Origin of the sequence: Brevibacterium sp. BDJS002, assembly GCF_028201555.1 — a bacterium.
Lineage (GTDB): Bacteria > Actinomycetota > Actinomycetes > Actinomycetales > Brevibacteriaceae > Brevibacterium > Brevibacterium aurantiacum.
The window spans coordinates 3164461-3183879 of the sequence record NZ_CP116392.1; the positions used below are offsets into that span (position 1 = coordinate 3164461).

The 19419-nt window shown below is 64.3% G+C and carries 16 protein-coding genes; 3 read left to right on the top strand and 13 right to left on the bottom strand.

Going from position 1 to position 19419, the window contains the following annotated elements:
• Positions 1 to 209 precede the first annotated feature (209 nt).
• Together rpsI and rplM are read right to left on the bottom strand one after the other, a co-directional pair.
• A complete protein-coding gene (gene rpsI, locus PGC08_RS14780; RefSeq protein WP_143923515.1) occupies positions 210 to 725 on the bottom strand; it encodes a 30S ribosomal protein S9 in 516 nt (171 codons plus the stop codon).
• 35 nt (positions 726 to 760) lie between these two features.
• Entirely contained in the window at positions 761 to 1204 is a 444-nt protein-coding gene (gene rplM, locus PGC08_RS14785; protein WP_009883872.1) for a 50S ribosomal protein L13, read from the bottom strand.
• 265 nt (positions 1205 to 1469) lie between these two features.
• On the opposite strand from rplM, the gene PGC08_RS14790 reads away from it, so the two are divergent.
• The gene (locus PGC08_RS14790) at positions 1470 to 3986 is read left to right on the top strand and encodes a hypothetical protein (RefSeq protein ID WP_271708765.1); all 2517 of its coding nucleotides are present in this window, start codon (positions 1470 to 1472) and stop codon (positions 3984 to 3986) included.
• Complete coding sequence (locus PGC08_RS14795) at positions 3983 to 6121, top strand: hypothetical protein (protein WP_271708766.1); 2139 nt, start codon at positions 3983 to 3985, stop codon at positions 6119 to 6121. Before PGC08_RS14790 ends, PGC08_RS14795 begins: the two co-directional genes overlap by 4 nt.
• A 1-nt stretch (position 6122) precedes the next feature.
• Here the strand turns inward: PGC08_RS14795 and PGC08_RS14800 are convergent, their stop codons facing one another.
• The 3 genes from PGC08_RS14800 to PGC08_RS14810 all read right to left on the bottom strand — a co-directional run bounded on the left by PGC08_RS14800 (position 6123) and on the right by PGC08_RS14810 (position 10568).
• Positions 6123 to 8804, bottom strand: a complete 2682-nt coding sequence (locus PGC08_RS14800) for a bifunctional metallophosphatase/5'-nucleotidase (RefSeq protein WP_271708767.1) — start codon at positions 8802 to 8804, stop codon at positions 6123 to 6125.
• A 247-nt stretch (positions 8805 to 9051) separates the two neighbouring features.
• Positions 9052 to 9906, bottom strand: a complete 855-nt coding sequence (gene truA / locus PGC08_RS14805; RefSeq protein ID WP_271708768.1) for a tRNA pseudouridine(38-40) synthase TruA — start codon at positions 9904 to 9906, stop codon at positions 9052 to 9054.
• Positions 9903 to 10568 (bottom strand): LemA family protein, encoded by a 666-nt coding sequence (locus PGC08_RS14810; RefSeq protein ID WP_271708769.1) that lies wholly within the window; start codon positions 10566 to 10568, stop codon positions 9903 to 9905. Before PGC08_RS14810 ends, truA begins: the two co-directional genes overlap by 4 nt.
• A gap of 291 nt (positions 10569 to 10859) precedes the next feature.
• Between PGC08_RS14810 and PGC08_RS14815 the strand changes: the two genes are divergently transcribed.
• The gene (locus PGC08_RS14815) at positions 10860 to 12041 is read left to right on the top strand and encodes a glycosyltransferase family 4 protein (RefSeq protein ID WP_271708770.1); all 1182 of its coding nucleotides are present in this window, start codon (positions 10860 to 10862) and stop codon (positions 12039 to 12041) included.
• A 162-nt stretch (positions 12042 to 12203) separates the two neighbouring features.
• Here the strand turns inward: PGC08_RS14815 and PGC08_RS14820 are convergent, their stop codons facing one another.
• From PGC08_RS14820 to PGC08_RS14855, 8 genes are all read right to left on the bottom strand, one after another.
• A complete protein-coding gene (locus PGC08_RS14820) occupies positions 12204 to 12767 on the bottom strand; it encodes a cysteine hydrolase family protein (protein ID WP_271708771.1) in 564 nt (187 codons plus the stop codon).
• 136 nt (positions 12768 to 12903) lie between these two features.
• On the bottom strand, positions 12904 to 13446 hold the full coding sequence (locus tag PGC08_RS14825) for a CbiQ family ECF transporter T component (RefSeq protein ID WP_442868137.1): 543 nt from the start codon (positions 13444 to 13446) through the stop codon (positions 12904 to 12906).
• A 110-nt stretch (positions 13447 to 13556) separates the two neighbouring features.
• Entirely contained in the window at positions 13557 to 14327 is a 771-nt protein-coding gene (locus PGC08_RS14830) for an energy-coupling factor ABC transporter ATP-binding protein (protein WP_271708773.1), read from the bottom strand.
• Entirely contained in the window at positions 14324 to 15082 is a 759-nt protein-coding gene (locus tag PGC08_RS14835) for a biotin transporter BioY (protein WP_271708774.1), read from the bottom strand. Before PGC08_RS14835 ends, PGC08_RS14830 begins: the two co-directional genes overlap by 4 nt.
• Before the next feature lie 93 nt (positions 15083 to 15175).
• Positions 15176 to 16756 (bottom strand): glutamine-hydrolyzing GMP synthase, encoded by a 1581-nt coding sequence (gene guaA, locus PGC08_RS14840; RefSeq protein WP_198396844.1) that lies wholly within the window; start codon positions 16754 to 16756, stop codon positions 15176 to 15178.
• A 44-nt stretch (positions 16757 to 16800) separates the two neighbouring features.
• Positions 16801 to 17238 (bottom strand): DUF3817 domain-containing protein, encoded by a 438-nt coding sequence (locus PGC08_RS14845; RefSeq protein ID WP_271708775.1) that lies wholly within the window; start codon positions 17236 to 17238, stop codon positions 16801 to 16803.
• A gap of 2 nt (positions 17239 to 17240) precedes the next feature.
• Positions 17241 to 18308: an SURF1 family protein gene (locus PGC08_RS14850; protein WP_271708776.1), complete on the bottom strand. Its 1068-nt coding sequence runs from the start codon at positions 18306 to 18308 to the stop codon at positions 17241 to 17243.
• Complete coding sequence (locus PGC08_RS14855) at positions 18268 to 19401, bottom strand: GuaB3 family IMP dehydrogenase-related protein (RefSeq protein ID WP_271708777.1); 1134 nt, start codon at positions 19399 to 19401, stop codon at positions 18268 to 18270. The genes PGC08_RS14850 and PGC08_RS14855 overlap by 41 nt, the downstream gene beginning before the upstream one ends.
• Positions 19402 to 19419 lie beyond the last annotated feature (18 nt).

Sequence of the window (19419 nt, forward strand, 5' to 3'; positions counted from 1 at the left end):
TACGGCCGAAATCGGTACGAGATGTACCGCCCCTGTCTTGGCGGTACGAGATGTGTCGCCCCTGTCTTGCCGGGAGTGGGGCCTCAGGCAGGTGAATGCACGAAATGCGGCCCCGAATCCGGTTCGGGGCCGCATTGCGGTGTTCTTCGAGCTGAACTGTCGGGGGGCTGCGCTTCAGCGGCAGACCAGGCGCAGTCCTGACAGCAGAATCAGCGCTTCGAGAACTGAGGTGCCTTACGTGCCTTCTTGAGACCGGCCTTCTTGCGCTCGGGGACGCGTGCGTCGCGGCGCAGGTAGCCTGCCTTCTTCAGCTCAGCACGGTTCGACTCTTCGTCGATCTGGTTGAGCGAACGGGCGATGCCCAGACGAACGGCTCCGGCCTGGCCGGAAGGTCCGCCGCCGCCGATGCGCACGATGACGTCGAAACGTCCTTCGAGGTCGAGCAGGCGGAAGGGCTCGTTGACGAGCTGCTGGTGCAGCTTGTTCGGGAAGTACTCTTCGAGAGTGCGTCCGTTGATGGTCCATTCACCGGATCCGGGGACCAGGCGGACGCGAGCAATTGCCTGCTTGCGACGTCCGACTGCGCTGCCGGGAGCGGTCAGGGACTGTCCGCGTCCGCCAGCGGTCTGCTCGCCCAGGCCAGCTGACTCAGGGGTCTCAGACGTGTATTCGGTGACGGTTGGTTCTTCGACAGATTCTGTCGCAGTGGTGGTTTCTTCAGCCACGGTTCTCCTCGGTATGTCTAGAGCTGGGGCGCGCTTTACTGCGCGACCTGGCTGAGTTCGTACGGCTGCGGATTCTGAGCGGCGTGTGGGTGCTCTCCACCCTGGTACACCTTCAGCTTCTGCATCTGGGCACGTCCGAGACGAGTCTTCGGAACCATACCGCCGACAGCCTTTTCGACTGCGCGCTCGGGATTGGTGGCGAGAAGCTCGGCGTAGTTGACGCTCTTCAGACCGCCCGGGTAACCCGAGTGGTGGTAAGCGCGCTTCTGATCGAGCTTCGCACCGGTCAATGCGACCTTGTCTGCATTGATGATGATGACGAAGTCACCGGTGTCGATATGAGGAGCAAAGGTGGTCTTGTGCTTGCCGCGCAACAGGCGTGCAACCTGGGCAGCAAGACGACCGAGCACCTGGTCAGTGGCGTCAATGACGTGCCACTGGCGCTCAATATCGCCGGGCTTGGGTGTGAACGTACGCAAAAGTAGCCTTCTTTTCGTATCTCTTGGTGTAGTGCTGATGACTCATCCGGTCGTGAGTCTGATGAGTCAAGGCACTCGTTGTCTTGAATCGGGTCTGTCCATCGAAGTCGTCCCCCCACCTACGGGCCTGCAACGCATGAGGCTATGTAAGGGAGCACGACGGACACACACAACGACAATCAAATATACATGCATTCTCTCCCGCGGAGCAAACGCTCAGGCCAGTGCCAGAGCGGGTGGAAAGCTGAGCCGATACTATTGAGCTGTGCCGCCTACATCCCTCCTGCCCACGCGCCTTCCCGCATTCAGACTCCTGGTGCTGGGATCAGTTCTCGGGTTCTTGGTCCTCGTCCTCGGACCGGCACAGTCACCAGCTGCCGCTGCCCAGGAGTCGTCGGCCACCGTGTCGCCCTCGGCATCGGCTGCGAGCACCACAGCATCGTCAGCCACCGCAGCATCGGCAGACACCGGAACATCGGGTGAGGATTCCGGCGTCTCCCAGGGACCCGCCGGCAAGACCATCGTCTATGGCATACCCGGTCTGACCATCAACGATATCGATCCCGTGCGCACGCCCAACCTCTATAAGCTCTTCTCCGAGGGTGCGGCTGCCAACCTCAATGTGCGCACCATAGGCTCAGCAACCTGCCCCGGCTCCGGCTGGCTGTCCATGGGCGCCGGCGCCCGCGCTCAAGCGGGTCCACCCACCGATCCGGAGCAGGAAGGCAACAGGGCCACCTGTCCGCCTTTGAGTGCACCGTCGACCAGTGACGGTGCCGTGGAGAAGGCACTGGATGATGTGGATGACGCCACGGAATCAGGCCCCGACGCACAGAAATCGAGTGATGAAGATCTCGCCGACAGCTCCGCTGACGGCACGGCCACCGCGACGATCGAGGACTTCGAGTCCATCAAGGAGCCGAACGTCGACTCCGGCTACTCGGTAGACTACGGGATGCTCGCCCGCCTCGTCCGTGAGCAGGGGAAGTCAGCAGGCGACTCACAGCTGAACTCCTGCGTCGCCGCCGAGGGCCCGGGAGCGGCCTACGCCGTGGCCGACGAGAACGGCATCGTGGCCGACTACACCGACGACGCTGTGGCCACGGACTGCCGGCTCGACCTCGTCGATCTGGGCTCGATCGGCTCCTCGTCCTGGCTCTACGATCCGATCCCCGACTACTCCTACACCGTCCCCGTCTTCTTCGACCGCGAGGAACGCGTCGCCGAGGCCGACGAACGTCTGGGCGACAAGCTAGAGGAGGCCCGCGAATCGGCGACACCGGGAAGCGAAGAGCCCACGATCATGGTCGCCGGCCTCGGCGACAGTTCGAGTCTGCCGCAGCTGCGTGCATTCATCGCCTCCGGTCCCGGCTACGAACCAGGCAGCCTGTCCTCGGCCAGCACCCGCACCCCCGGCCTCCTGCAGCTCACGGACATCGCCCCGGGAATCCTCGACCAGTTCGGCGTCTCATCCCCCAGCGGCATCTCCTTCGACAACACACCCACCGATGACGACCCGCAGGAACGCATCGACGACCTCGTGTCCGAGTCGCAGAAGGCGACGTCGATCTACCAGCACCTGTCGACGTTCTCCCTGCTCCTCGACATCACCTTCTATCTTCTGTTCCTCCTGTGCGGGGTCCTCCTGAGCCGGAATCTCCTCGATCGCCGAGGCGGTGCGACGATCGCCCCGACCGTGCACAGATTCCTCGCCTGGGCCTCACTCGCGGTGGCGACCCTGCCGATGAGCGCATTCCTGGCCGGCCTGTTCCCGTGGGCCAGACTCCCGCACCCAGGGGTCGGCCTCAGTGTTTCGATCGCAGTCTCGGCCGGGCTGCTCTTCGGTGCCTCACTGCTTCCGCCGTGGGGTCGGACCTGGCGCGGACGTGTGGCCGCACTCTCGCTGCTGAGCTTCCTCATCCTCTCCGCAGACCTCATCACCGGTTCGCATCTGCAGGGGAACTCGCTGCTGGGCTACAACCCGATCGTCGGCGGCCGCTACTACGGCCTGGGCAATCAGGGTGCGGCGATCTTCATCGTCAGCCTCTTCATCTTCCTTGGTCTTGCGATCTCCTGGCTGCGGGCCAAGGGCCATCGCCGGATGGTGTTCATCCTTCCCCTCGTCCTCGGACTGCTTGCGGTGTTCGTGTCGGGAAATCCGTCCTGGGGAGCGAAGTTCGGCGGCACGATCGCCACCTTGGCCGGCCTTCTCGTGCTGCTGGCTCTCGTCAGCCGCGTCCGCCTCTCCATCTTCCGCCTCATCCTCATCGGGCTGGCCTCCTTGGCCGTGCTGCTGGGCATCGCGTTCCTCGACTGGCTGCGTGAGCCGGGGGCCAGGTCGCACTTCGGGAACTTCTTCGACCAGATCGTCACCGGTGAGGCGCTGCAGGTGGTCGGGCGGAAGCTCGGCGCCAATCTCCACATCATGCAGATCAACCCGGCACTGGCGATCGTGACTCCCCTCGCGGTCATCGCCATCCTGTTCTTCCTCCGTTATCTGCTCCACTTCCCCAGCATCGCTGCCACCGGTCGCGCCGGCCGTCTGGCGAACAAGTGGAGGGGACGTCTGCCGCAGGTCTTCTGGGACCAGGACGTCCATTTCGGCTTCCTCGCCGCAGTCACAGGCATGGCCGTGGGGCTGGTGCTCACGGACTCCGGCATCGCCGTGCCTTCGACGGGTGCCATGGTGCTCCTGCCCTACCTGCTGGCACTGAGCGCAGAACACCCGAAAGAGGAAGTCGGAGTGACGTCCGTCGCTGGCGAGAAGGCGGATCGAGCATGAGAACACCCTCGCTGTCCGTGCGCATGCTGCTCGGCCTCTTCGTCATCGCCCTGCTCGTCCTCGGTATGCCGCAGGTCTCTCAAGCCGCGCCGACTCGGGGCATGGATGGAAAGAGCGCATCGGAAGCGGCAGCCGCCTCTGCGGGCAAGGGTCCCATCTTCATCGGCGTCTCCGGTTTCAGCTTCGAGGACCTCGATCCGCGCACCACTCCGAATCTGTGGCGGATGATGCAGACCGCACAGATCGGCACCATCACTCCCCGCAGCGTACGGGCGACCAGCTGCCCCGTCGACGGTTGGCTCGGCGTGGGTTCGGGACGGCGAGCCGCCGACGAACCCCGTGAACAGTGCCGCGAACCGGCTCCGCCGCTCGACGGCTGGGTCTCCGACTGGGATGTCTATGCCCAGGTCGCGAGAAGCGACAACTACGACGCCGGCCTCGGCTATCTGGCGGAATCGGTGCCCGACATCGCTGCCTTCGGGCCCGGTGCCGCGATCGCAGCAGCCGATCACAGAGGCAAACTCGACAACTGGTCACCGATCGGCGACGACTTGGCCCAGAAGGCGAATCGGGCCTCACAAAGCGGTGAACTCACACTCGTCGACCTCGGCGACACCACCTCCGACGGTTACTCGCTCAAGGCCCTCGACACACATGTCGGGGAGATTCTGGCAGCCGCCGGCTGGGTCGACGGTGACGACCCCGAACGTCTGAGCGCAGGCACCTCGCCGATCATCTTCTCGTCGATCGCCGACGGTTCAGGCAAGAGCTCATCGATGCAGTCGACGATGATGCTGCGTCCTGGCGGGACTGCCGGACTGCTGAGCTCTTCGTCGACTCGCCAACCCGGCCTCATCCAGGTGCCCGATATCGCCCCGACGCTCGTCGAACTCAGCGACGGGCAGGCCATGCACAACGCGGCCGGCGCCCCGATGTCCAACCAGAGCGCAGACAGCAGCTGGGAGTCGCGCTTCCAGGCCGTTCTCGACCGTCAGGTGGCGGTGAAGACCCAGAACGAGCTGTCCACCTGGTTCTTCCCCGTCGTCGCCTCCCTCATGGTCGGCCTGCTAGTCCTGGCCTGGTTCCTGCGCAAGAACCATCGCGCCCTCGTCCATTCCGGCGCCTACCGGCTGGGCATCGTCTTCGCGGCAATGCCGGTGTCGACCTATCTGGTCAACACCGTTCCCTGGGAGAGAGCGACCAACCCTGATATTGCGATGCTGGGAGCCTTGGCCGGCTGGTCGCTGATACTCGGGGCCATCGCCCTGCTGGGTCCGTGGCGCGGGTACAAACTCGGGCCTGTGCTCTTCGTCAGCGTCGTCACGGTCCTCGTCCTCGCCTACGACGTCATCACCGGTTCTCGGCTCCAGATGTCGACACTGCTGGGTGAACCGCTGCTCATCGCATCGAGGTTCTACGGCATCGGCAATTCCGCACTCGCGCTCTACTGCTGTGCTCTGCTGCTGGCCGTGGCCGGCTTCGCATCGCTGACGACGAGACCGATCGTGCGCATCCTCATCGTCACCGTGCCGATCCTCGTCTCGAGCGTCATCCTTGCCGCCCCGGGACTGGGCACGAAGTTCGGGTCCGTCCCGACGCTGATCATCGGCGTCGCCTACCTCGTCCTCGCGGCCGCAGGAATCCGATTCTCGCTCAAACGCATGGGACTGACCGTGGGCATCGCAGGCTTCGTCATGCTCGCGGTCCTGTTCATCGACTGGCTACGTCCCGCCGATCAGCGCACCCACTTCGGCCGCTTCTTCGACTCCATCATCAGCGGCGAGGCCCTGAGTGTGCTGGCCCGCAAGATCGGCATGAATATCGACATCCTGACTCAATCGTGGATGACGCTGGTTCTGCCGCTCATCATCATCGGCGTGTTCTGGCTGGCACTGGAACCGCAGCGTTTCTCACTGCAGGGAATGACCGATGCCTACAATCGGATCCCACTGCTGCGAGCGGGCATGATCAGCCTGGCCATCCTGCTGGGCGTCGGTACGATCATCAACGACTCGGGAATCGTCGTCCCTGCCGTGGGCATCCTCTTCCTCGTCCCCGTCCTCGTCCACCTCGAAACCTTCGAGACGAAGCAGACGGCAGACAGCGACGATCAGACCGAACGCTCCAGCAGCTGATTCACCTGGTGGCCTTGCGCCGACGCACCATGGTCACGGCCATGCTGCCTGCAACGATGAGTGCGAGTGCCGCAGCCACGAGGTTCATGGCTTCGAAGCCGGTGCGAGGCAGGTCCGCGCCGTCCTTCGAACCGTCGGCTTCGGCTCCACTGCCGCCATCCGCATTCGTCGAGGTGGCCCCGGAGACGTCTGCGTTCGCGCCGTCGGCATTCGCACCCGATCCCGATGCCTCGGAGCTTCCGTTGTCACCACCGGCACCACCGTCAGCGTTGGAATCCGCTCCTGCACCGTCAGAGGTGCCATCGACACCGCTATCATCGCCGGCCGCAGCATTCGCCTCATCGCCGATCTGTGCCGTGGCCTCGAATTCGTGGCTGACCGGCAGCGGGTTGTCATCCCACCACTCGCCCTCGCCGGCCTTCAGACCCACCTCGACGGTGACTTCACCGGAGGCATCATCGGGTGAGGTGACGTTGATGGCGACGTCGCTGGCACCGGCTGGGATCGATTCCAAGGTCATCGTCTTCGCCGCAGCGTCGACCTTCACCTCGGGGGCCTCTACCTCGGGGGCCTCTACCTCGGGGGCCGTCGCCGTCTCCGACTTCGCTGTCTTCTGGGCTCCGGCCGATTCGGAATCAGCGGCGCTGACGGTGTATCCCTCGGGCAGGTCTACGGTCACGTCCACCGGTCCTGGGACCTCCGCCTCGGCGGTGGTGTTGAGGACGAAGTCCTTGCTCTCACCAGGCTCGATGCCATTGTCGGGGGCAGCGAGATCGACTGTGAGGTCACCGTTGTCGATGACGTCCTTCGTCAGATCGGCCTGGCGTTCGTCGTTGTCCGGCGAGACCTTCTCGTTCTCGTCCGCGCTCTTCTCGAAGTAGTCGACCCAGGTCTCGAAGTCAGTGAGTCCGGAGAGTTCGAAGTCACCCTCGGCGAAAGAGGAGAAGTTGTCTCCCCCGGCGGCGAGGAAGCTCAGCGTCGCGACCCTGTACTCCTTGTCCGGGTCGAGCTTCTTGCCATCGACCTCGACCGATTTCACGTGCTCGCCCTTGGCCGCATCGGAGTCGTAGACGACTTCGAGCTCGTCGGAGATGCCGAGGTGGAGGAACGGCCGCGAGGCATCTGCTGGCTGCCACTGCTCTTCGAACAGACCGATGACATCGGAGCCCTGCATCGTCACGACGCCATGGTCATTGGCAAAGGGCAGGACCGAGCTGAGTTCAGCGGCCGTGACTTCGCACTTGTCCTCGGTGTTGTAGATGTCGTCGCATCTCAGGTCCGTGCGCAGTCCGCCCGGATTCGTGATGCCGAAGTCGGCATCGTCGAGCTGCGTGCCCTCGACTCCGTCCTTGAGGGCGTCAGCGACGAGGTTGCCCAGGGTGCTCTCCGCACCACGGTCCTCCTCGCCGTCCTTCGTGGCGCGGGTGATGTCCTCGCTGATCTCACCTGCAACGACAGAGCCTGTGACCTTCACCTTCTCGTCGGCGTCCGCGATGATCTTCGCGACTTCATCGACGACGGGCGAATCGTAGCTCTTCTTCTCCGTCTTGATGAGATCTGACTTCTCGGTCGTCCAGTTTCCCTCGGCATCTGCTTCGAGCTGGACCTGGCCGACGTATTCGCCGTAGCTGCCGGCCTCGACCACGGGTCGAGTCCGGTCGGGTTCGCCGGGCACAGGGGCCTCGAACGAGTGCGGCAGGTGGGTGTGGCCGGTGAAGAGGACGTCGACGGACGCATCTGCCTCTGTCACGAGCTTGTCGAACTCGGCGTTCGAGGCCTGGGCATCTCCCAGGCTCTTCGTGCTCGAGGCGCCGAGGTGGGCCTCGACGACCGTCATATCCGGCTGTTCGTCAGCGGGCAGAGCCTCGATCTCACCGGCGACACGGTTGACGGCGTCGGTGGGGTCACCGAAATCGAGGTCGGCGATGCCGTCGGGTGAGACCAAGGACTTGGTGTCCTTGGTGACGACACCGATGACGGCGACCTTCACACCGCCCACATCGATCGTCGTATAGCCTTCGAGCCCGTCGACGACGTCGGTGGTGCCCTTGTCGTAGACGTTGGCGGCAAGGTAGGGGAAGTCTGATTCGGAGGAGACTCTGCCGGTCAGATCGTCGATGCCCTGGTCGAACTCGTGGTTGCCGACGGCCGAAGCCTGGGCGCCGATGGCGTTGAGTACGTCCAGTGTCGGGCTGTCCTGCTGAGAGGAGGAGGCGTAGGTGGAGGCTCCGATGTTGTCACCGGCGGAGAGGAGCCCGGTTCCGGCTGTGCCTTCCGCAGCCGCATACTTCGCACGCTCTTCCTCGACGACCGAGGCGAGCTGCGTGCCGGCCTCGGCGATGCGTCCGTGGAAGTCGGTGATGTTGAGCAGCTGGACTTTGGTGCCTTCGGCTGCCGCCTGAGCAGAGGCGTCCTTGCCCGCAGACTCGTCCGCAGCGTAGTCCGCAGTCTTGTCCGCGCTGTTGCCGGCACCGGCTTCGGCGTCGGCAGCAGAAGAGTCTGCAGCGGATGAATCATCTGGTGACGAGTTGTCTGAGGATGGGTCGGGGAGACTGGCCTCGGCGGGTGCTTCCCTGACGGAATCACCTCCGAGGGACGAGGCGACAGCAGGAGCGGCGCCCGGCAGCGTCAACATCGACACTGCCGCTCCTGTTGCCACAATCTTCGTCACAAGTTTCGACATGTGTTCAAGTTCCTTTGGTCATTTCATCCACTGCACAACCACTGTGCCTCGCGAGGATCGAGCAGACTCATCCTGCAGTGCCGAAGAGAACGGGGAGTTACCTACATGTGAATGTACACAGGATTCTCACATCTGGGAAGAGGGATTCTCTCAAAAAGACGACAAGGCACCCAGCCATCATTGATCAGATGCTGGGCATGAGGGGCTAACAGCTGAGCATGAGGGGCCAACAGCTGGGCAGGAGAGGCTAGTCCTGAGTGCGACGCGCCATCGTCTGGGCCGCCCGGGAGGCATAGAATTCGGCCTCGGGATAACCCACTCCGGTGAGGACGAGCCCGTGTGCGGGCGTGACGAACATGGGCATATCGGGTTCGATGCCGGCGTCCGCCTCGGCGAGGAGTTCCGCGGGCCGAGTCACCGGCCAAGTACCGGATCCGACCTTAATCAGCCCGCCCACCAGGGCACGGACCATGTGGTGGCAGAACGCATCGGCGCGCAGATCGATCGTGATCACGGCCTCCTGGTCCCGGGAGACGTCGAGCTCATGGAGGGTGCGGATGGTCGTCGCTCCTGCCCGTGGCTTGCAGAAGGGAAGGAAGTCATGCAGGCCCTGGGCCTCTCGTGCGGCCTCGGCCATCGCCTCTGCGTCGAGTTCACCCTTGTGCCGCAGCGTCACGGGGGTCAGCAGCGGGTCGATGAAGGACCGGCGGTCGGCGAGTCTGTACTGGTAGGTCCGCCACAGTGCGGAGAACCGGGCGTCGAAGTCCTCCGGGACCTCGGACGCGGCATGGATGATGATGTCATCCGTGTCATCGACCGTGAGGACTCCGCGCAGACGCGACAGCAGAGCCGCCTCGGCGGACCGGGAGGCCTTGCCGATGAGCTTCTCGATACCTGCTGTGGGCAGGTCGATGTGGACGGTCTGCCGTCTCGCGTGGACTCCCGCGTCGGTGCGCCCGGCAACGACGGTGGCCACCTCGTCGCCGGTGATCCGGGACAGCCCAGCCTCAAGTGATGCCTGTACGGTACGCAGGCCGGGTTGCTTCGCCCAGCCGTGGAAGTCGGTGCCGCGGTAGCCGAGGTCGATGCGGAACCGCGTCATGATCCGGCTGGTCGTGTGTGGTCCTGGGCTCCAGACTGTTCTTCAGACTCCGCCTCGGTGAACGACTGCTCAGACTCCGCCTCGGTGGAGGGACCCTGAGGTTGGGCTTCGGTGAAGGGTTCGCGGGCCTTGAACACATTCTGAAACAGCCGCGATACTGCTCGTTCGCGCTGACGGTGGTAGAGATCGACGTTCGCGTTGTAGATGCGGGCCCCGGACCGGATGCGTTCGGTCAGCACGTTCAGCTGGCCGTGCAGAAGCACGATCGTGGTGTCGAGCTCCTCACGTGGGCTCGTCTGCATCGCCAGGGTCGAATCAGAGGTGCTGGCCATGTCGCTGATCTGGCTGGGAATCTGTGCCGCATCGTCGACGGCTCGGGTCAGCGCGCGTTCCGCGGCCGCACCGCGAGGGCCGAACGGTGCACGCTCGGCCGAGGCGAGCGCAAGTTCGAGAGTGCTGAGATCTTGCGTGGTGACCTGCTGCAGAGTCCCGATGTAGGCGGGCACAAGGGCGTGCCGACCGCGGAGCTCGACCAGCAGCTGGCGTTTGGCCTCATCGCAGAGTGAACGGGCCATCGACAGCTGATTGAACCGCAAGAAGGTGAAGGCCAATGCGAGGACGACGAGGGCGAGGACACATGCCCCGACGATGAACCAGACCAATCTCGCCTCCCCTCTCATTCGCATTCCCGACACTTAAGTTTACGCGGGGTTCAGACCCGTCGCGAACCAGCCGCCGGCTGGTCACCGAAGGCCCCACTGTTTCTGCATCACCTCTGATCGTGAGCGACTCCAGATCCGATCGTGCGCGGCGGCAGATCCGATCGTGCGCGCGGGCAGGTCCGACCGTGCGCGACTCCAGATCCGACCGTGCGCGGCGATTTCGGCCTTTCGTCGCCGGAGGGACGCCTCGATGTCGCCCGTCCTTCACCCTGAGGGCGTGAACTGAGTTCCGTGAGAGTAGCGATCATTGCAGAATCCTTCCTCCCCAACATGAATGGGGTCACCCACTCACTCCTCCGCGTCCTCGACCATCTGGCCGACCGCGGCGACGAAGTCCTCATCATCGCACCGGGCACCCGCCGCGACGGACCCAAGGAGGTCGCCGGTGCCCGCATCATCCGTGTTCCATCGATCGCCCTGCCGAAGTATCGTCGGGTCCGTGTGGCTCCCGGCGGGGTCAGCCGCATCAAACGACTGCTGGAGGACTTCAACCCCGATGTCGTCCACCTGGCCAGCCCCTTCGTGCTCGGCTGGCGCGGCGTCCTGGCCGCTCAGAGCCTCGATCTGCCGACGGTGGCGATCTATCAGACCGAGGTGCCTGCATATGCCGCGCGGTACGGCATGCACGGTATCGAGGCCATGCTGTGGTCGCATGTGCGCAACATCCATCAGCACGCCTCCCTGACCCTGGTCCCATCGTCGTACACCCTCGATCAGCTGTCCGGACTCGGAGTCGCCGAGGTGGATCTGTGGGCACGCGGGGTCGACTCCTCCCGCTTCGACCCCAGTCACCGATCAGAGGCCTGGCGCCGGTCCGTAGCTCCCAATGGTGAGAAGATCATCGGCTACGTCGGTCGGCTCGCGGCCGAGAAGCAGGTTGAGGATCTGGCCGTTCTGGACGATGTGCCCGGCTCGAAGCTCGTCATCGTCGGCGACGGTCCGTGGCGGGCTCGGCTCGAACGCTCACTGCCGAATGCGCACTTCGCTGGTTTCCTCGGTGGCGATGCCTTGGCCCAGGCGGTGGCGAGCTTCGATATCATGGTCGCCCCCGGCGAGCTCGAGACCTTCTGCCAGACCATCCAGGAGGCCATGGCCTCCGAGGTGCCCGTCGTCGCCCCCGCCCGAGGCGGCCCGCTCGATCTCGTCGACTCCTCTCACACCGGGTGGCTCTACACCCCGAAGGATCTGAGCGCGATGCGCGGGCATGTCACGGACCTCCTCGGCGATGAGGCGAAGCGTCGGGCGTTCGGTGTCGCCGGACGTCATCAGGTGCTCAGCCGCAGCTGGAAGAGCGTGTGCTCACAGCTCATCGGCCACTATTCGCGGGCGATCGAGAACCCGCACCCACAGGTTCTGGGCCGCGGCTTCACCGTGCAGACAGGTGCCGATGTCGAGGATTCCTCAAGCTTCTGAGACTGATCAGCGTCGAGCGCGCACCTTTGCGTCGACAGCCCACGCTATAACGTGACCGCTCGATGCCAAGGTGTGCTCTCGGTGATAACGGCAACCTGCGGGTGCCGGCGGCAAGCTCGCGATCAGGCCCAGGACAGCGCTTCAGGTGTGCGCAGTCCGGTTTCAGGAGTGCGCAGTCCATTCGTCGACGGTGAGTACCGTGGCCTGTTTGGGAAAGACCTTCTCGGTGAGCACTCGGTGAACCTCTTCATCCCGATCGGCACAGGCGTCGGAGAGCACCGTCAGGCGGAAGTCGAGGTCTGCGGCTTGCCGGATGGTCGAGAGGACGACTCCGCTCGTGGCGACGCCAGTGAGGATCAGTGTGTCGGCACCGTAACCGCGCAGCAGAACTTCGAGATCGCTGCCGGTAAAGGCGCTGATGCGGCGCTTGGTCACGATCGGTTCGCCCTCGTGTCGGCCCAGAGTGTCGTGGATGCTCGTCGAAGCGTGGGTCTGGTCGAGATCCCCGTGGGCGGCGATCTGGGCGAACGATGCGGTTTCCGCGAGTTCCGGGTGCCCTTCCCGCAGTGCCACGCGCACCCAGACGACAGGGATGCCCTTCTCCCGTGCGGCCGAGACGGCGTCACGTGCACGCTCGAGCACCCCGGTCTTGGCAAAGGCCTCATCACCGGCGATGCCGTTCTGGAAATCCATGGCAAGCAGGACAGTGTGATGGTTTGCAGCCATATTGTGTCTCCTTCGCGGATCTGCGCGGCAGTCGAAATGCGTACCGACTGCCTTCCTCCGCCGAGGATACTCTTCGTCAGGTCAGCTGTCCGAGGATGTTCGTCGGATGACCTTCAAACGCCCGCTCCGGTGGAGTTCAGTCGACGATCCCTCGAGCGTCGAGTGCCCGGCCTGTGTCCTGGGCGTACTTCACCGAGCGGAGGATTGCGGGGACCACTCTGGCCTTGATGCTGGAGTCGAGGCCGCGGGCTCGGGCAGCACGGTCAGCCTCCCCCAGCAGTCCGGAGATATGGGAGATGGCGCGGACCATGAGGCTTGCGGTCAGGGCGATCGTGTCAGGACTGGCGCCGAGGAATCGCAGCGGTGAGACGATCACAGTGAAGGTGTCGAGCAGCTGCGCCACGGTTGTGGTCAATGTCAGCAGCAGCGCGGCCTGCACACAGGCGAAGACGGTGCCGCCGACTGTGAGACCGGCGCGCAGCGATCCGAAGAAGTACTGCATGGCCACCACGATGATGATCAGCACTGCCGCATAGATCCACGTCTTGAGGAAGTGGTGCGGTCTCAGCCTGGCAGTGAAGCCGAGGATCACGAGGATGGCGAACATCGACCAGTTGATGATGGGGTCGCGGAAGATCAGTGCCACGACTCCGATCAGGGCGATGACAGCAAGCTTCATCCCTGGAGCTGTTCTGTGCAGCCAACCGGGAGTGTGCGCAACCTTCCCGAACAGCTGCGGTCTTGGCCGAATGCCGGCACGGGACCGGCTGCCCGCCCGGAACCGGCTGCTCATGAGGAGTCACTCATGATCAGCTCACGGTACATTCGGGTCGCTTCGGCGGGGTTCGAGTCGTGGACGATGCGGCCAGAATCCACGACCAGGGCACGGTCGGCCAGCCCGGCGAAGTCGAGATCGTGGGTCGAGAAGATCACGCGCACGCCTCGGCGGGCAACAAGGTCTGCGAGGAGTTTCCGCAGCTTCTCCTTATTCCGCAGGTCCAGCAGCGTGGTCGGTTCGTCGAGGACCAGGATCTGCGGGTCGACAGCCAGAACGGCGGCCAGAGCCACGAGTTGCCGCTGTCCGCCGGAGAGCTCGTAAACACTGCGTTCAGCCAGATCAGCGATGCCCAGTTCCTCGAGTACGGTCAGGGCAGCAGCGCGGCGCTCCGCCTTCGGGACGCGTTTGCGCAGGGAGAGTTCGATGTCCTCGAGCGGAGTCGGCATGACCAGCTGCGCGGCAGGGTCGGTGAAGACGAAGCCCACCCGCGAGCGGACCTGCTTCGCCTCCTCAACCGGATCGAGTCCGTCGATGAGAACTCGGCCGGAGTTGGCCGTGACCAGCCCGTTGAACAGCTGCAGCAGCGTGGACTTCCCGGACCCATTCGCGCCGATGATCGCGACCGTCGGTTCGTCCAGAGTGACGTTGACCTCGGTGAGTATCGGGCGGTAGACATCGCCGGTCGGAGTGTCGTCGAGAACTCCGACCGAGACCTCGGAGAACGAGATCTGCTCCGTCGCCGGTCCTGCGAAATCGGGATCTTGTCTGCGGCCGAAGATCACTGTGCCGCAGTGCCTTCGGCTGTGCCCTCAACGCCGGTTCCTTCGGCGCCAGCACTCGCAGAGCCAGCACTCGCAGAGCCAGCGCCCGCAGAGCCAGCACCTGCAGTCCGCGCGTTCGACACCGGCGTCGGGCCACCTCGGCGGCGGAGGACATCAGGGAATGCCCGGTGGATGAGGATCGCGACGGACACGGCGAGGACGTTTTTGATGATGTCGCCGGGCCAGTACGCAAGGTCGGCGACGGCGGCCACGCCCAGGGGCAGGTCGGCGTTGATCGACATCCCGAGGATTCCGAGTGGATGATTGAGCAGCAGGCTCGAGCCGAGTGCCCCGAGGAACAGCGCGACCCACAGCTTCGTTCCGCGGAAGCGACGAATGGCCCAGCGGGCGACGAAGCCTGTGGCCAGGGCGTAGAGCGTGAACGAGGTGATGTAGCCGGCGCTGGGACCGGCGAGCACGCCGATGCCGCCGCTCATGCCGGAGAAGATCGGCAGACCGAGCAGGCCGAGGACGACGTAGAGCAAGACGGCCGCTCCACCGCGCCACGGTCCCAGCACCAGGCCGCAGAGTGCGATGGCGAAGGTCTGCAGGGTGATCGGCACACCGGCCGGGCCCACCGGCACCGGGGGCATGATTGCGAACGCTGCCAGCAGAGCGGCGAAGACCGCGATCAACGCGATATCGCCGGCTCTGCCAGCTGAATTCCTCCGCGATCCCCTCGCCGAGGTGGTGCTGCCGGTGTGCGATTGTGACATGAGTTCTCCGATGGTGAGGTGGCACCCGAGAGTTATTCGGGCACCACCTACCTTAACTGAACACTGTTCAGGAGTTGTAGTCGGGGAACAGAATCATTCCCACTCGATGGTGCCCGGAGGCTTGGAGGTGACGTCGAGGACGACCCTGTTGATGTCGTCGACCTCGTTCGTGATGCGGTTGGAGATGACCGACAGGACGTCGTAGGGAACCCGTGTCCAGTCCGCGGTCATCGCGTCTTCGCTGGAGACCGGGCGCAGCACGACCGGGTGGCCATAGGTACGTCCGTCGCCCTGGACTCCCACGGAGCGGACGTCGGCGAGGAGGACGACCGGGCACTGCCAGATCTCTCCGTCGAGGCCGGCCTTGGTCAGTTCTTCGCGGGCGATGGCATCGGCACGGCGCAGGATCGCCAGGCGGTCCTCCGTGACCTCGCCGATGATGCGGATACCCAGTCCGGGGCCGGGGAACGGCTGGCGGGAAACGATGGCATCCGGGACTCCGAGCTCACGGCCGATGGCGCGGACCTCGTCCTTGAACAGGGCGCGCAGGGGTTCGATGAGTTCGAAGGTGATGTCATCGGGCAGCCCGCCCACATTGTGATGGCTCTTGATGTTCGCAGTCCCGGATCCGCCACCGGATTCGACGACGTCGGGGTAGAGCGTGCCCTGGACGAGGAAGCCGATCTCTTCGCCTTCGTCCTTGGCCTCGAGGACGAGGTCGGCTGCGGCCTGCTCAAATGTGCGGATGAACTCGCGACCGATGATCTTGCGCTTGGTCTCCGGATCGGTGACGCCGGCGAGTTCGGAGAGGAACTGCTCACGCGCGTCGATGGTGACCAGACGGACGCCGATCGAGTTCACGTAGTCGTTCTCAACCTGTTCGCGTTCGTTCTCACGCAGGAGACCGTGGTCGACGAAGACGCAGGTGAGCTGGTCGCCGATGGCCTCGTGCACCAGTGCTGCCGCCACGGAGGAGTCGACTCCACCTGAGAGGGCGCAGATGACCTTCTTCGAACCGGCGCGCTGCCGGATCAGTTCGATCTGCTCGTCGATGACCGAAGCATTGGTCCAATCGGCGGTGAGTCCGGCGACATCGAACAGGAAGTTCTCGAGGATCTGCTGTCCGTACTCGGAGTGGAGGACCTCGGGGTGCCACTGCACACCGGCGAACTTGCGTGCCGCACACTCGAAGGCGGCAACCGGGGTGTCCGGGGTCGATGCGAGCACATCGAAATCAGCGGGCGCCTCGGCGACGGAATCTCCGTGAGACATCCAGACCTTGTAGCTGTTCGGGGTCTGGGCCAGCAGCGAACCGGTGCTGGAGACCGTCACCGGGGTCGAACCGTACTCGCGCTTATCGGTCTTGGCGACCCGTCCGCCAAGGGTGGTCGACATCAGCTGGAAGCCGTAGCAGATGCCCATGGTGGGCACGCCGAGATCGAAGACGGCGGTGTCGAATCCGGGGGCGCCCTCGTCGTTGACGCTCGAAGGTCCGCCCGAGAGCACGATGGCAATCGGATTCTTGGCCGCGAACTCCGCGGCCGGTGCGTCATGGGCGATGATCTCGGAATACAGTCCGGCCTCGCGGATCCGTCGGGCGATGAGCTGCGCGTACTGCGCACCGAAATCGACCACGAGGACAGGAGGCACCTGTGTGCTCTGGGTTTGCGTCATGACCCAATTCTAAACACCGGGCACCCAGTGCCCAACTACTGGCCTCAGCTCTTGGGAGCGACCACCACGGCCGCTGCCAGCTCGGCTTCGACCTGGCGGTTGATTCTGCGTTCGAGGATGAACGACATCACCGGAACCACGCCGGCCAGGGCCAAGACGATGTAGCGGCCCAGCGTCCAACGCATCTGCTGGTTGAGCCAGAAGCAGCCGACGAGGTAGACGACGTAGCACCAGCCGTGGCAGATCGCGATCGCGGCGGCCAGGTTGAAGCCGCCGAAGTTCAGCGCCGTCGCCGAATCAGCGGCGATGAGGTACTTGTAGATCATCTCGACGGTGAGGATGAGGAGCATCGTTCCCGTGATGATGGCCATCACGCGATAGAACTTCAGGGCGTTGCGGGCCGAGGTGAAGCGCTTGACACTCCACACATCGCCGTCATCGAAGTCGGGGCGGGAATCCAGGTACTCGGGTTCTTCGCTCACGCTCAGTTTCCTCCGGTCGGGGTGGTGTTGGTCGAATTGGCATTGGTGTCGGTCGAGTCGTCGTCGGTCGAGCCGTCGCTGCCGCCTGCTGCGGTTCTGCCGCGACGGCGAGGCTTCTTCGCTCCATGTCTGTGGGCGGGAAGCCCGGTCAGTCCCGACATCACCTCGGGATCGATCGAGGCCTGGCCTGCGGACTTGACGACAACATACTCGACTCGGTTTGTCGGATCCTGAGAATCAGGGTCGCTGCCGAGCCGACGTCGCACGAAGTCATCGCGCAGAAGCTGCCACCACATATACAGGGCCATGACTGCGAAGATGAGCCATTCGATCGCGTAGCCAGCGGACTGCAGATCGAATCCGCCCTCCTCCCGCGTCGTCGTCGGCGGCACGAAGGACAATCCGTCGGTCGCGATGGAAGCGGCGTCCCCGGTGGCCTCTTCGGGGATGAGGAAGCCCGAATAGGTCAGAAGGTCGGGGAACAGGTTGATCAGCTGTGACGTCGAGACGCTGCGCACCTGACCCTCGGGCAGCGAGTTGCCGGGCATCGGACCCTCAACGGGGCCGATCTGTGCCTTCATCTCGACTGTGCCCTCTGCCGCACGGGACTCCATGGCGGCTTCCTCATCGGTGGTGAAACCGCGCAGAACCGGAATCGCAATGGTCTTGTCAGAAGCATCGGCGCTGGCCGAATCGCCGAGGCGGGCATCATCGGGTGCGAACATCGTCACAACCCAGAAGCCATTGTCCCCATCGAGGACGCGCCCGGGGACGACGACCTGATCGTCCGGGAGCCAGTGTCCGGACAGACTCACACGCTGATCGGCCAGGATACCCGGCATCGGGGCCTGGGCCTCCATGACGTCATTGAACGGCACGATCTCCTCGACATTCGCCGAATCGACGGCATCGTTCTTGTACTGAGCCCGGTCGACCTGCCATGCGGAGAGTCCGACGAAGCAGGAGACCAGGATGAGCACGATGAGAAGGGACCCCAACCATTTGGGGGTCAGCGCTAGGCGGAACAGATCAAACCACCGATCCAGGCTGATAGGGCGAGACGGTGACATCCACGCGCTGGAATTCCTTCAGATCGACATAGCCTGTGGTCGCGAGAGCACGGCGCAGGGCGCCGGCGAGGTTGAGTTCGCCGATGGCGGTGCGGCCGGGTCCGAACAGAACCTGTTCAAGACTGCCCACGGTTCCCAGCTCCACGCGGTGCCCCCGGGGAAGTTCAGGGTGATGCGCCTCGGCGCCCCAATGCATTCCGCGGCCCGGGGCCTCGGTCGACCGGGCCAGCGCGGTGCCGAGCATGACAGCGTCGGCCCCCACGCCGAAGGCCTTGACGATCTCACCGCTGGTTCCCAGTCCGCCATCGGCAATGACGTGGACGTAGCGACCACCGGATTCATCCATGTAGTCACGCCGAGCGGCGTGGATATCGGCGATCGCGGTGGCCATCGGCGCGTGGAGGCCGAGGGTCTTGCGTGTCGTCGCCGCCGCTCCTCCGCCGAAGCCGACGAGGACACCGGCGGCACCGGTGCGCATAAGATGCAGTGCCGCCGTGTAGGTTGCGGCACCCCCGACGATGACTGGCACGTCGAGTTCGTAGATGAACTGTTTGAGGTTGAGCGGCTCGGACTGCGAGGACACGTGCTCGGCAGAGACCGTGGTGCCGCGGATGACGAAGATGTCGACACCGGCATCGATGACGGTCTTGTAGAACTGCTGAGTCCGCTGCGGTGTCAGGGCACCGGCGACGGTGACTCCTGCTTCGCGGATCTGTTCGAGTCGAGAGGTGATGAGTTCTGCCTGGATGGGTGCGGAGTAGAGCTCCTGCATCCGTGCGGTCGCCATCTCGGCCGGCAGCTGGGCGATTTCGGCCAGCAGCGGAGCGGGATCCTCATAGCGGGTCCACAGACCTTCGAGGTCGAGAACGCCCAGGCCACCGTGCTTGCCCAGAGCGATCACGGTCTCCGGGGACATAGCGGAGTCCATGGGGGCACCGATGAATGGGAGGTCGAACTTGTAGGCATCGATCTGCCAGTCCAGCGATACGTCCTCGGGATCTCTGGTGCGCCGAGCAGGGATGACGGCGATATCGTCGAGTGAATAGCCGCGACGACCGCGCTTGCCTTTGCCGATTTCGATTTCAGAACTCACCCGAACAGCCTATCCCAC